The sequence below is a fragment of the Mycobacterium sp. E787 genome, assembly GCF_001668725.1.
GTDB lineage: Bacteria > Actinomycetota > Actinomycetes > Mycobacteriales > Mycobacteriaceae > Mycobacterium.
On the sequence record NZ_LZKL01000050.1, the window covers coordinates 87,775 to 100,425 of the forward strand.

Here is a 12,651-nt window from a genome sequence, read left to right on the forward strand (position 1 = left end):
CAGCCGAAAATTTCGGCTGTCCAGGCGCACGCGACAGTCGCTGCAGATTGCCACACTCCTTATTTGGGAGCGAAGTACGACACGGGTCTCGGCTCGTGATCACGGCCGGCCGATGTCAGCGCCGCGGTGAAACACGTTCCGGCCTAGGCGAATAGGTGGTTTTGATGTGTCGTGGTCACCGACTTTGAGATAGCCGATCGCGCGCTGCAAATCCTCACCAGCGACAACCGAAGGGGATAGACGATGGCAACAGCGGTAGGCATCGATCTTGGGACAACAAACTCTGTAATCGCCGCCTGGCAGGGCGGGGAACCGATCGTGATACCCAATGCCGAAGGGGCGCGCACCACTCCCTCGGTGGTGGCGTTCACCGAAAGCGGCGAGCGCCTGGTCGGGCAACTGGCTCGGCGCCAGTCGATTATGAACCCAAAGGGCACCATCTATTCGGCGAAGCGATTCATCGGCCGCCGCTTCGATGAGATATCGGAGGAAGCCAAGGCGGTCAGCTTCGATGTCGTCGAGGGTGAGGGTGGCGCCGCTCGATTCGACGTGCGCGGCAAGCAGTATGCGCCTGAGGAGATCAGCGCACAGGTGCTGCGCAAACTCGTTGACGATGCCAGCAAGTTCCTCGGTGAGCGGGTCAAGGAGGCGGTGATTACCGTTCCGGCGTATTTCAACGACGCCCAGCGCAACGCCACCAAGGATGCCGGCCGGATCGCCGGCCTCGACGTGCTGCGCATCATCAACGAGCCCACGGCCGCGGCACTGGCCTACGGGCTGGACAAGAAGGGGCACGAGACTGTGCTCGTTTTCGACCTCGGCGGCGGCACGTTCGACGTCAGCCTGCTCGACGTGGGTGATGGGGTGGTCGAGGTCCGCGCCACGGCCGGTGATTCGCATCTGGGTGGCGACGACTTCGACCGTCGGCTCGTCGACTACCTCGCCGAGGAGTTCCAGCGTGAGAACAACATCGATCTGCGGAAAGATCCGCAGGCGCTGCAGCGGCTGTTCGAGGCGGCCGAGAAGGCCAAGGTCGAATTGTCGTCGGTGGCGCAGACCCAGGTCAATCTGCCGTTCATCACCGCCGACGCCAGCGGACCGAAGCATTTGACCACCGCGATCATGCGATCGAAGTTCGAGGACCTGACCGCGGACCTGGTTGAGCGAACGATGGGCCCGGTCAAGCAGGCGATGAGTGACGCCAAGGTGAGCGCGAACGACATCGACGAGGTGATCCTGGTGGGCGGTTCCACTCGTATCCCCGCAGTCCAGGCTTTAGTCCGCCGGCTCACCGGCGGCAAGGACCCCAACATGAGCGTGAACCCCGACGAGGTCGTTGCGCTCGGCGCCGCGATCCAGGCCGGTGTGCTCAAGGGCGAGGTCTCCGACGTCCTGCTGCTCGACGTCACGCCGTTGTCGCTGGGCGTGGAGACCGCTGGCGGGCTGATGACCAAGATCATCGAGCGCAACACCACCATTCCGGCACGCCGCAGCGAGGTGTTCACTACCGCCGCGGATAACCAGCCGGCCGTGGATGTGGTTGTCCTACAGGGTGAACGGGAGCTGGCCGGGGACAACCGGGTACTCGGTCGATTCAAGTTGGAGCACATCCGCCCGGCCCCCAGGGGTGAGCCGCAGATCGAGGTCATCTTCGATATCGACGCCAACGGCATCCTGCACGTCACGGCACGCGATAAGGACACCGGTGCCGAGCAGGGCATCACCATCAGCGAGCAGTCGAACCTCGATAAGAGCGAGGTGGAGCGGATGCTCGCCGAGGCCGAGGCCAACCGCCGTGAGGACGAGCAACTGCGCAAGGCCGTCGAGGCGCGCAACGCGCTCGACTCGGCGGCTTACCAGGTGGAGCGCCGGCTTGCCGAACTGGGCGATTCGGCGGCGCCGCACGATCGCGCACGGGCCGAGATGCTGGTCGCCGACGCGCGCCAAGCCGTCAAGGAAAATGCACCGATGGACCGGGTGCAGTCGCTGACCTCGGAACTGCAGCAAGTGCTTTATGGGCTGCAACCCACGCCGTCCGGTGGCGGCAACGGGCAACCGACAGGCGACGGCCAGGGCTCGCCGGTGCGCGATGACGACGTGGTCGACGCCGAGTTCGATCGGGGATGAGCCGTGATGGTCAGCCCCGTAGAGCGTTCCAAGACCGAAGAGGACGGTGGCCGGGTCGACGAAAGCCCGCCCGAAGCGGTTGCTTCTCAGTCTGATTCAGACAAGGAGCGCGCCCAACTCGAGGACCGCTGGCGGCGCGCTGTCGCCGATCTGGACAATGTGCGCAAGCGGTATGCCCGCGAACTGGACCGCGAACGAGCAGCGGAAAGATCCAGGGTGGCCGGCGCGTGGCTGCCCGTCGTGGACAACCTGGAGTTGGCGATCAGTCATGCTGGCGACCGGTCCGACGCGGTCCTCGACGGCGTGCGGAGCATTCTCGAGCATGCGCTACAGATCCTGGAGCAGCTCGGCTATCCGCGCGATGCGGAGGCAGGGGTGCCCTTCGACCCCGAGCGTCATGAGGTGGTCAGTGTGGTGGACCAGCCGGACAGCGCGCCGGGGACGGTTCTCGAAGTGCTTCGACCGGGCTACGGCGAAGGTTCGAGGCAACTGCGGCCGGCGGCCGTGGTGGTCAGCCGACGCGGGGAGTGACGCTCCGTGGCCCGCGACTACTACGAAGTGCTCGGGGTGTCGCGGGACGCGACCGCCGATCAGATCCAACGGGCGTTCCGCACATTGGCCCGCAAGCATCATCCCGACGTCAATAAGGACCCTTCGGCCGAAGAACGGTTCAAGGAGGTCAACGAGGCTTATCACGTGCTGTCGGACCCTGAAACCCGCAAGCGCTACGACCGATTCGGCGAAGACTTCCGGAAGGTGCCCGAGGACTGGGAGGAGCGGGTGGGCGCCGGTGCCGGTGGCGTCCGCGGCGCAGGGCCCTCCGGCGCGCGGGTGCGCTACGGCCAGGGCTTCGGCGGCGCCGGCGGCATCAACATCGAAGACCTTTTCGGCGACATGTTCGGCGGCAGTGGCGGATTCGGACCGATTCCGGGCGCCGACCAGGAAGCGGTGCTGGAGCTGACCGTTGAGGAGGCCTATCGGGGCGGCAAACGGCAGATCTCACTGGATGGCCGCAACTACGGGGTCAACATTCCCGCCGGTGTCATCGACGATCAGCGGATACGGCTGGCGGGAGAGGGCGGCCGAGGTAGCGGCGATGGACCGGCCGGAGATCTGTACCTGCGGGTGCGCATCAAGTCGCATCCCCGATTCCGGCTCGACGGACGCGACGTCACCGTCGATCTGCCGCTGTCACCGTGGGAGGCGGTGCTGGGAACCACTGTCGCTATTCGAACTCCCGGCGGGGAAGCGAAAGTCAAGGTGCCGCAGGGGTCGTCGACCGGTCGGCGGTTGCGGCTGCGCGGCGAAGGCATGCCCAACCCGCGCGGTACCGCCGGCGACCTGTACACGGAAATCAAGGTGATGGTGCCGCCCAAACCCACGGCGCGGGAACGCGAGCTGTTCGAGCAACTAGCGGCGGAGTCCACCTTCGACCCGAGGAGGCGACGATGACCACCTCTCGCTACGTCCTAGCGCGGCGGCCCCGAATTCAACTCGACGTCTTCGCAACACGCTGCGCGTTGCATCCCGACATGGTGCGTCGACTGGTGGCGCTCGGCCTCATCGCCTGCCAGCAGGATGCCCGCGGCGATCTCTGGTTCGAACCGTCTGCGTTGGCGACGGTCGCCCGCATCCAGCGGTTGAGGACCGGTCTGGGACTGAACTACGCGGCGATCGGGCTCGTGCTCGATCTGCTGGACCACATCGAAGAGCTGGAATCCGCTTCTCGCCGAGGGAGGACCCCGCCGTGGACGTCAACAAGCTGACGCAGAAGTCACAGGAGGCGTTGGCCGAAGCGCAGAGCATTGCGACCCGAATGGGTCATACCGAGGTCGACGGCGAACACCTGTTGATGGCGCTGATCGACCAGCCCGAGGGGCTCGTACCGCGGCTGCTGGATCAAACGGGCGCCGACACTGCGGCCCTGCGCGCGGACCTGGAACGCGAGCTGAATCGCCGGCCGAAGGTAAGCGGCCCGGGCGCCGCGCCGGGTCAGGTGTCTGTCACCCGGCGCCTGGCGACGTTGTTGGAGGCCGCCGAGCGAGAAGCCAAGCGGCTCAAGGATGAATACGTGTCGGTGGAGCACCTTGTCATCGCCCTCGCCGAGGAGGGCTCGGCGAGTGCCGCCGGACGGATTCTGGCCTCCCATGGTGTTACGCGGGAATCGTTCCTCGGCGCGCTGACCAAAGTCCGCGGCAACCAGCGGGTCACGTCAGCGTCGCCCGAGGGGGCCTACGAGGCGCTGGAGAAGTACGGCCGCGACCTGGTCGCCGAGGGCCGCGCCGGCAAGCTGGACCCGGTGATCGGCCGAGACTCCGAGATCCGCAGGGTGATTCAGATCCTCAGCCGTAAGACAAAGAACAATCCGGTGCTCATCGGCGACCCGGGAGTCGGCAAGACCGCGATCGTGGAGGGCCTGGCCCAGCGGATCGTTCGCGCCGATGTCCCGGAAGGCCTGCGGGACAAAACCATTTTCTCCCTCGACATGGGTTCGCTGGTGGCAGGTGCGAAGTACCGGGGTGAATTCGAGGAACGGCTGCAGGCGGTGCTGTCAGAGGTGAAGGCGGGCGAGGGTCGAATTCTACTGTTCGTCGACGAGTTGCATACCGTGGTCGGCGCCGGGGCAACGGAGGGGTCGCTGGACGCCGGCAACATGCTCAAGCCGATGCTGGCCCGCGGCGAGCTGCACATGATCGGTGCCACCACCCTCGACGAATACCGCAAGCACATTGAAAAGGACGCCGCCCTGGAGCGCCGGTTCCAGACCGTGCTGGTCGACGAACCTGACGTCGAGGACACCGTTTCGATCCTGCGCGGGCTTCGCGAACGCCTCGAAATCTTCCACGGGGTGAAGATTCAGGATGCCGCGCTGGTCGCGGCGGCCACCCTGTCGCACCGCTACATCACCGACCGCTTCCTGCCCGACAAGGCGATCGACCTCGTGGACGAGGCGTGTGCGCGACTGCGCACCGAAATCGACTCGATGCCAGCCGAGTTGGATGAGATCACCCGTCGGGTCACCCGCCTCGAGATCGAGGAGGCGGCGCTGGCCAAGGAGACCGACGCGGCCAGCAAGTCCCGGCTGGAGGAACTTCGCAAAGAATTGGCCGATCTGCGCGCAGAGGCCGACGCCCGGCACGCCCAATGGGACGCCGAACGGCAGGCGATCCGGCGGGTACAGGAACTGCGCGGGCAACTCGAGCAGCTCCGGCACGAGGCCGAAGAAGCCGAGCGCAACTATGACCTCAACCGGGCGGCTGAGTTGCGCTACGGCCAGATCACCGAACTGGAACGCAAATTGCAAGCGGCCGAAGAACAGCTGACGTCCAAGCAGGGCGAAAAGCGGTTGCTGCGCGAGGCCGTCACCGAGGACGAGATCGCCGAAATCGTGGCCGCGTGGACCGGCATCCCGATCGCGCGATTGCAGGAAGGCGAACGTGAAAAGCTGCTGCGGCTCGACGAAATACTGCACGAGCGGGTGATCGGCCAGGATGAGGCGGTCCAGCTCGTCGCCGATGCCGTGATTCGGGCCCGCTCTGGAATCCGGGATCCGCGCCGCCCGATCGGGTCGTTCATCTTCCTGGGACCCACCGGGGTCGGTAAGACCGAACTCGCGAAGACGCTGGCCGCGGCACTGTTCGACAGCGAGGACAACATGGTCCGGCTTGACATGAGCGAGTACCAGGAGCGGCACACGGTGAGCCGGTTGGTCGGTGCGCCACCGGGATACGTCGGCTACGAGGAGGGCGGCCAGCTCACCGAAGCGGTGCGTCGCAAGCCCTACTCGGTGGTGCTGCTCGACGAGATCGAAAAGGCGCACGCCGATGTGTTCAACACCCTGCTGCAGGTGCTCGACGACGGCCGGCTCACCGATGCACAGGGCCGTCAGGTCGACTTCCGCAACACGGTGGTCATCATGACCTCCAACATCGGATCGCACTACCTGCTTGACGGCGTCACCGCGGACGGCGAGATCAAGCCCGACGCGCGCGACCGGGTGATGGCCGAGCTGCGCGGACACTTCCGGCCCGAGTTCCTCAACCGCGTCGACGACATAGTGTTGTTTACTCCGCTGTCGATGCCGCAGCTCGAACGGATCGTCGAGCTGCAGCTGGCCGAGCTGCGGGATCGATTGGCGGAAAGGCAAATCGAGCTTGACATCAGCCCGGACGCTCGCCGGATGATCGCCGAACACGGCTACGATCCGGTGTACGGGGCGCGGCCGCTGCGCCGCTACATCGCCCACGAGGTGGAGACCAAGATCGGCCGGGCGTTGCTACGCGGCGGTATCGCGGGCGGTGGCAAGATCCGCGTCACCGTGGACAATGGCGAACTCGCCGTGGCCTATTCGGAACCGGCCCTGGCGGCCTGAGGGAGGAGGCGCCATGGAAACAGACATCGTGACATGCCCGCACTGCGGAAAACGCAACCGCGTACCCGCGGCGGCCGCTGGGAAGCCCCGGTGCGCCAACTGTCGCCAGTGGCTGCCGTGGATCGCCGCGGCCGGTGACCCGGACTTCGCCGAGGTTGCCGAAAAGTCCTCGGTTCCAGTACTTGTCGACCTGTGGGCGACCTGGTGTGGACCGTGCCGCATGGTGAGTCCGGCGCTGGAGCAGCTCGCCAGCGAACGCGCCGGACAACTCAAACTGGTCAAGGTCGATGTGGACAAGGCACCGGCGATTTCGCAGCGGTTCACGGTGCGGGCGGTACCGACACTGCTGCTCCTTGACCACGGGCAAGTACTGGGGCGGCAATCGGGTGCCGCTCCCGTTGCGGCGCTGCGCAATTGGCTTGACCAGGCACTGTCAACGACAACCAAGGAGGCGCGATCATGACGTCGACATTCATCGACCCCGACTTGGCGGCTATTCGCCGGGTCACTCCGAGAACTCCCGATGGCTGCGAGGAATGTTTGCGTCTGCATACCCCGTGGCTCCATCTTCGGTTGTGTCTGAGTTGCGGGCACGTCGGGTGTTGCGATTCGTCTCCGATGCGCCACGCCCGTAAACACGCCCGCACGGTTGGCCATCCCATTGTGCAATCGTTCGAGCCCGGTGAGTCGTGGCGTTGGTGTTATGTTCACGAAATCTACGTCTGAGGTGGCTGATGTCTGACGTAACGTCCGTGGAATCGTCGGTCCCGGCATCCCAGGAGTGGGAGGAGACCCCGGACCTGTTCGGTGCATACCCACGGTTGACCGAGGACCAGATCGCGACACTGCTTCCCGGCGGCAGCAGGCGGCGGGTCGGGGTTGACGAGGTCCTGGTTCGCGAGGGGATGCGATCCGACGAGTTGTTTGTGGTGTTGTCGGGCAAAGTCGCAATCGTGACCGACGACGATTCGGGTGAGCGGCGGCTGCTGCGCGTGCACGGAGCCGGTCGATTCCTGGGGGAGCTCGGTGATCTGGAAGGCCAGCCAGCGTTCTACACCGCGATCGTTGTGGTCGATGGCGAGGTGTTGGCGGTTCCCACCAGTCGCGTGCGTGCCCTGGTCGCCCACGACCAAGTTCTGAGCGACCTGATTTTGCGTGCATATCTCGTGCGTCGTTCCCTGTTGATAGGGCAGCGCGTCGGGTTCCGGATTATCGGGTCGTGTTTCTCGCCCGACACCGCCCGTTTACGAGAGTTTGCCGCCCGCAACCGATTACCGCACCGATGGCTGGATCTGGAACGTGACCCCAACGCTGAACGGCTGCTGCACCGTTTCGGCATTCCGCCCGAGGACACGCCGGTGGTGATCTGGGGCACCAGGGTGCTGCGCAATCCCAGCAATGTCGAGCTGGCCCGGGTGGTGGGCCTCACCGTGCCCGACGTCATCACCGACGAACGCGACGTGATAGTAATCGGCGCCGGTCCGGCCGGTCTCGGTGCCGCCGTGTACGGCGCTTCAGACGGGTTGCGGACTTCGGCGATAGAGCGGATCGCCGTCGGCGGCCAGGCCGGGACGTCGTCGCGCATTGAGAACTATCTGGGCTTCCCGGCCGGAATATCCGGGTCTGACCTCGCTGAACGTGCATTTTTGCAGGCCGATAAGTTCGGCGCGCGAATTTCGGTGTCCGCAGAGGCCACCGGTCTGGAATCTGACGGCGGACAGCTCCAGATCAGGTTCGCCGACGAGACCGTGGCCGTCGGCCGCTCCGCGGTGCTGGCGACCGGAGCACGTTACCGCCGCCTGGCCGCCTCGGGGATCGATGCATTCCATGGCAACGGCGTGTATTACGCCGCAACCTATCAGGAAGCGCTGCTGTGCGGTGACGGCCCAGTCGTCATCGTCGGGGCCGGTAACTCCGCCGGGCAGGCGACCGTGTTCCTGGCGACTCAGGTGTCGCGGGTATATCTGCTGGTGCGGGGAGACTCCCTCGACAAAAGCATGTCGCGCTACCTCGTCGACCAGATCGTTCAGCAGCCGCGGGTGACGGTCCGTCTCAACACCGAAGTCGGCGAAGTCCACGGCGACGAAGCATTGAATTGCGTTGTGGCCGAGAATAATCAGACCGGTGAGCGCGAGTCTATCAGGGCGCGCGCACTTTTCGTGTTCATCGGGGCGGACCCGAACACCGAGTGGTTGGCCGGCACGGTCGCGCTCGACCGCCACGGTTTCATCGAGACCGGGCAGGCCGCAGCGAATCACATGGCCGGCGCAGACGGGCTCGCGACGGCCCGCCGCCCGGTCTTCTTGGAAACCAGCGTGCCGGGTGTCTTCGCCGCCGGAGACGTACGCAGCGGGTCGGTGAAGCGAGTGGCATCCGCGGTCGGCGAGGGAGCTATGGCAATCCGCCAAATCCACGAGTACTTCGGGATCTGATCGGCTGTCGCCCCGGGGTGACCGGCCACCAGCCAACCGGGATGACGGGCCGAGGGCAGCCAATCGGGTCAGACGCGCAGACTCTCAATGTCGTGCCGGACTCAGTACGGTCACCAGGGACGTTTGGCCGTGTGGGGTACGGGTATGCCGGGGACCAATGCCAGGCGCCCCGTCATCGATCTTGCTAGTCGCCGATCCCGGTGTTCCGGAGGCGATCGCCGAACGCCTTTCGGATTCGCTCCCGAGTGCGCTGACGGGCTGTGCTGCCGCAGATGGCAAGTGGGACGTGTCCGTGCGACGCGACTTCTATCCGGTCGACGAGCATACCGAGGTCTTAGAGGTGATACGCATCATTGACCCGGCTGGCGCGCCCGAGGACATCGTTATCTACCTGACCGATCTACCGCGACGCGTCGGGACGACGCCGGTGATTGTTGATATCAGCTTGAACGACCGGTTCGGACTGATTTCTATCCCTGCAGTGGGCGGTGTGTTCATCGATCGCCGGGTGAGGAACCTGGCACAAACAGTCGTGACCGAGCTGACGTGCCAGTCGGGGAGGCAACACGGATCCATGAAGCGGCTGACGCGGACCCAGGTCGACGGTGTTGTCCGATACGTCGCGCCGACCGCCCTGTCACGTCTGCACCTTCTGATGGGAATGGTTTACGCCAACCGTCCGTGGCGATTGGCTGCTGGTTTGTCCAAGGTGCTGATGGCGGCGTTCGCCACCGGGGCTGTGAGCCTGGCATATCCGACAATGTGGCAGTTGTCCGACACGATGGGCCCGTGGCGGTTGAGCGTGGCGACAATCCTGGCGAGCGCAGCGATGATCGGGTGGCTCATCCTCCACCACAAATTATGGGAACGGCCGCCGTCGGCCGGCGGACGTGAACGCGCGGTGTTGTACAACACAGCGACTGTCATCACCCTGACCATCGGCGTCGCCATTCTCCACATCGGGCTGTTCATCCTGCTGCTGGTGACCGCCTGGTGGACGCTTCCGCCACATATGGTCGCCCGCGAGATCGGACACCCCGTCGGTCTCTCATCCTTATTGCTGATGGCCTGGCTGGTGGCAGCGGTAGCAACATTGGGCGGTGCCCTGGGATCGGGGATGGAGGACGATGAGGCCGTCAAGGCCGCGGCATATGGGGTTCGGCAACGTCAGCGATTCGACAAATCGAACTGATGCACGTCCCAGGGCAGTGCGGGGTCTCCGCCCGCCACCCCCACCGCCCTGGTCGCCGACGCCGACCACGCCAACCGTGGTGTCATGGGCCTCGAGTGGCTGGACCCCTTACCAACCGGGCTGGCGCGATTCCGGTTGCAAGACATGCGCTACCGGTGGCGCAAACGCACATTCTTGCCGGCGAACTGGAAGACCGTCATCGACGCTTTCATCGAGGGGCTACCACGCGCCCGGCACCCATCCGCAGACCATGCGATCGGCGGAAGGTCCACGGCCGTCCGCCGAGCCCGCACCGCCACAGGAGTACGTCTACGCTCCCTACACCCCAACCATCACGTACGAGAACCACTCCCGGTTCGTCTACACGCAGCGTCCCGAGTACGCCGGCCGCGCAAGGGCCGCGGCCCGATCGTCGCCTTGCGCCCAAGTGAGCTTCCGCTAACGCCCTTCACGAAACGGCGGGACCAGACCCATCGTCCGCCGGTCATCCGCCGCGAGCTACCAACAAATTGCGGGGATTTTCGCCCGTTCGGACGCCATCTCGAGCCCACCAAGATCACAGAAACGCGTACCTGACCTGCACCGTCTCAAGTGGTCCCGGCTGGGATCGAACCAGCGACCTTCCGCGTGTGAAGCGGACGCTCTTCCACTGAGCCACGGGACCGGGCGCCGGAAGGCAACGACGTCGAAGGGTAGCACGACGCGGACATCGCCGATCGCGCCACGTGCGTCGTCGGGCGCGCTAGCCTAGAGCGGCAACGTAACCAAGAGATTTGTGCAGGCCCGCTCGGGTGGACTATCGTCGTCCTTCGCAACGGGCGACGATCTCGCCCGTTGCGCGCGGACGTAGCGCAGTTGGTAGCGCATCACCTTGCCAAGGTGAGGGTCGCGGGTTCGAATCCCGTCGTCCGCTCGAGGGTGCAAGTGGCATCAATCCCCAGCGGTGGAGTGGCCGAGTGGTGAGGCAACGGCCTGCAAAGCCGTGCACACGGGTTCGATTCCCGTCTCCACCTCCAGATTTGACCCCCGGCGCGATTAGCTCAGCGGGAGAGCGCTTCCCTGACACGGAAGAGGTCACTGGTTCAATCCCAGTATCGCGCACCAGAGTTTATGCAGCTCAGAGAACGTTTTCACACCGATTGATTTGGGCTCTGCCAAAAACGTGCCAAACCGTCATCGGACGGCGTTTGCTGAGTCCCGGACTTGCGTTCACCACTAGTCCAGCGCCCTTTCCGGCTCCCCGTTGCCGCGCTTCCTCCACCTGGCTTGGCGAGGGTCCGTGAACATGAACTCGACGTGCTCCGTGCTCGGCGTGTGCGGGTCGCCGCCGAGGATGCCTAAAGGCTCCGTGGATTGGTCGGCCGCCAGTACGGCCATGTCGCTTGGCGCGATCCGGCCCGAGGCAGAGTTTTGAAACACCCGTACATCACTGCCGGTCGCATACTCCTCGATGTGCAGCGCGAACACGGGCTCGGTGCTGCGGTTGTGAATCACGACATTCCGCCGTCCCGGCTCGGGCGGGTCCATTCCGCTATATGAGCGGTTAATGAATGGTTCATGCTCAGCGACGATCAAGCGGGCCTGGCCCGCTTCCCTGTCCCGGCGCTCACGCTCTCCACGTCTCCACTCTCGTGCGGCGAACCACAGCACGCCGAAGGTCGCGAAACTGCCTAGCGCGGCCAGATACTCCGGGAGACTGCCGAACGCCGGTCGCCAGTTCTCGCTGTACAGCATCACGGCCTGGACCCCGACCACTACGAGGAGCACCAGGGCGAGGGCCGCGAACGCTAGGGCGAGCCAGCAGATATGGCGCTTAATCCATTCCTTCACGCCGCGAAGCGTAGTGCCGGCGGAGCATCAAGAGATACTTAGGTGATGTCACGCTCCCGTCACGGTTACCGTCACCGCAGTCGGTCGTTTCGTGGGCGTTCAGCACCCGCGGTGACGGTTAACGTGACGGGTCGGTGACGGTTTATGACGCGCCGTGCCACGGTTTCTTGAGCTGTTGGGCGGCCAGCTCGGCCACTTCGCGGCGCAACGCGGCCACATACTCGCCGCCCAGCGGTTGATACCGGCGCCGCATCGACGCCAGCTCGGTCGCCAGCTCCCGCGTCAACCGCTTGCGCGCCGCGTCGTCCAAAATCAGCGGCACGTCGAAGTCGTGGGCGGCGTCCCGCTCGTCCTGGCGGCACCGCTCCCGGTAGGCGCGCTGGCGGCACCGCGCCGAGCAATACAGGGTGCCGCGGCGCCGCCCAGGACCGACCCAACGACGACACACCACGCAATGAAAGCGGGGAGCGGCCCCGGTCACTTGCGCTCGAATCGTCCGAATCGACTCCCCCCGCTCATGCCGCCGGATCACCTCACGCCGCATCCGATGCATGTCTTCACGGCTCAACCGGCGCCGCGCCGTCGGATCACCACTATCCTTACCGAAACTCATTGCAATACAGTATCTTTCAGCCATAGCAAACACGATCCCGCCGTTTTGGGACACCACCGGGACACCAAACCCGCAGGTCAGCGGC

Annotated in this window: 11 protein-coding genes and 4 tRNA genes; 12 read left to right on the forward strand and 3 right to left on the reverse strand. The window is 65.2% G+C overall.

Annotation, left to right across the window (positions count from 1 at the left end):
* Window positions 1-243: 243 nt before the first annotated feature.
* The 9 genes from dnaK (at window position 244) to A5705_RS10450 (ending at window position 10,123) form a co-directional block, all read left to right on the forward strand.
* Window positions 244-2,127, forward strand: coding sequence for a molecular chaperone DnaK (gene dnaK, locus A5705_RS10415; RefSeq protein ID WP_067882393.1), 1,884 nt, complete (start codon window positions 244-246; stop codon window positions 2,125-2,127).
* Window positions 2,128-2,133: 6 nt separating this feature from the next.
* Window positions 2,134-2,658 carry a nucleotide exchange factor GrpE gene (locus A5705_RS10420; RefSeq protein WP_067882396.1) on the forward strand — a complete coding sequence of 175 codons (525 nt, stop codon included), beginning with the start codon at window positions 2,134-2,136 and terminating at the stop codon, window positions 2,656-2,658.
* Window positions 2,659-2,664: 6 nt separating this feature from the next.
* Window positions 2,665-3,579: a DnaJ C-terminal domain-containing protein gene (locus A5705_RS10425; protein ID WP_067882399.1), complete on the forward strand. Its 915-nt coding sequence runs from the start codon at window positions 2,665-2,667 to the stop codon at window positions 3,577-3,579.
* The gene (locus tag A5705_RS10430; RefSeq protein WP_067882402.1) at window positions 3,576-3,893 is read left to right on the forward strand and encodes a chaperone modulator CbpM; all 318 of its coding nucleotides are present in this window, start codon (window positions 3,576-3,578) and stop codon (window positions 3,891-3,893) included. The genes A5705_RS10425 and A5705_RS10430 overlap by 4 nt, the downstream gene beginning before the upstream one ends.
* Window positions 3,875-6,499 carry an ATP-dependent chaperone ClpB gene (clpB, locus tag A5705_RS10435; RefSeq protein WP_067882405.1) on the forward strand — a complete coding sequence of 875 codons (2,625 nt, stop codon included), beginning with the start codon at window positions 3,875-3,877 and terminating at the stop codon, window positions 6,497-6,499. Before A5705_RS10430 ends, clpB begins: the two co-directional genes overlap by 19 nt.
* A 13-nt stretch (window positions 6,500-6,512) precedes the next feature.
* The gene (gene trxA, locus A5705_RS10440) at window positions 6,513-6,962 is read left to right on the forward strand and encodes a thioredoxin (protein ID WP_067882408.1); all 450 of its coding nucleotides are present in this window, start codon (window positions 6,513-6,515) and stop codon (window positions 6,960-6,962) included.
* Entirely contained in the window at window positions 6,959-7,225 is a 267-nt protein-coding gene (locus tag A5705_RS27095; protein ID WP_082956400.1) for a UBP-type zinc finger domain-containing protein, read from the forward strand. The genes trxA and A5705_RS27095 overlap by 4 nt, the downstream gene beginning before the upstream one ends.
* A 26-nt stretch (window positions 7,226-7,251) precedes the next feature.
* Window positions 7,252-8,931 (forward strand): cyclic nucleotide-binding domain-containing thioredoxin-disulfide reductase, encoded by a 1,680-nt coding sequence (locus A5705_RS10445; protein ID WP_231982401.1) that lies wholly within the window; start codon window positions 7,252-7,254, stop codon window positions 8,929-8,931.
* 157 nt (window positions 8,932-9,088) lie between these two features.
* A complete protein-coding gene (locus A5705_RS10450) occupies window positions 9,089-10,123 on the forward strand; it encodes a hypothetical protein (protein ID WP_067882415.1) in 1,035 nt (344 codons plus the stop codon).
* A gap of 592 nt (window positions 10,124-10,715) precedes the next feature.
* Here the strand turns inward: A5705_RS10450 and A5705_RS10455 are convergent.
* A tRNA-Val gene (locus tag A5705_RS10455) sits at window positions 10,716-10,787 on the reverse strand.
* A 176-nt stretch (window positions 10,788-10,963) separates the two neighbouring features.
* On the opposite strand from A5705_RS10455, the gene A5705_RS10460 reads away from it, so the two are divergent.
* The 3 genes from A5705_RS10460 (at window position 10,964) to A5705_RS10470 (ending at window position 11,227) form a co-directional block, all read left to right on the forward strand.
* A tRNA-Gly gene (locus A5705_RS10460) sits at window positions 10,964-11,036 on the forward strand.
* 29 nt (window positions 11,037-11,065) lie between these two features.
* Window positions 11,066-11,139, forward strand: a tRNA-Cys gene (locus A5705_RS10465).
* Window positions 11,140-11,152: 13 nt separating this feature from the next.
* Window positions 11,153-11,227, forward strand: a tRNA-Val gene (locus A5705_RS10470).
* Window positions 11,228-11,338: 111 nt separating this feature from the next.
* On the opposite strand, the gene A5705_RS10475 is transcribed toward A5705_RS10470, so the two are convergent.
* Window positions 11,339-11,953 (reverse strand): hypothetical protein, encoded by a 615-nt coding sequence (locus A5705_RS10475; protein WP_068277283.1) that lies wholly within the window; start codon window positions 11,951-11,953, stop codon window positions 11,339-11,341.
* A 142-nt stretch (window positions 11,954-12,095) separates the two neighbouring features.
* Entirely contained in the window at window positions 12,096-12,401 is a 306-nt protein-coding gene (locus tag A5705_RS27750; RefSeq protein WP_156763084.1) for a hypothetical protein, read from the reverse strand.
* Window positions 12,402-12,651: the final 250 nt, after the last annotated feature.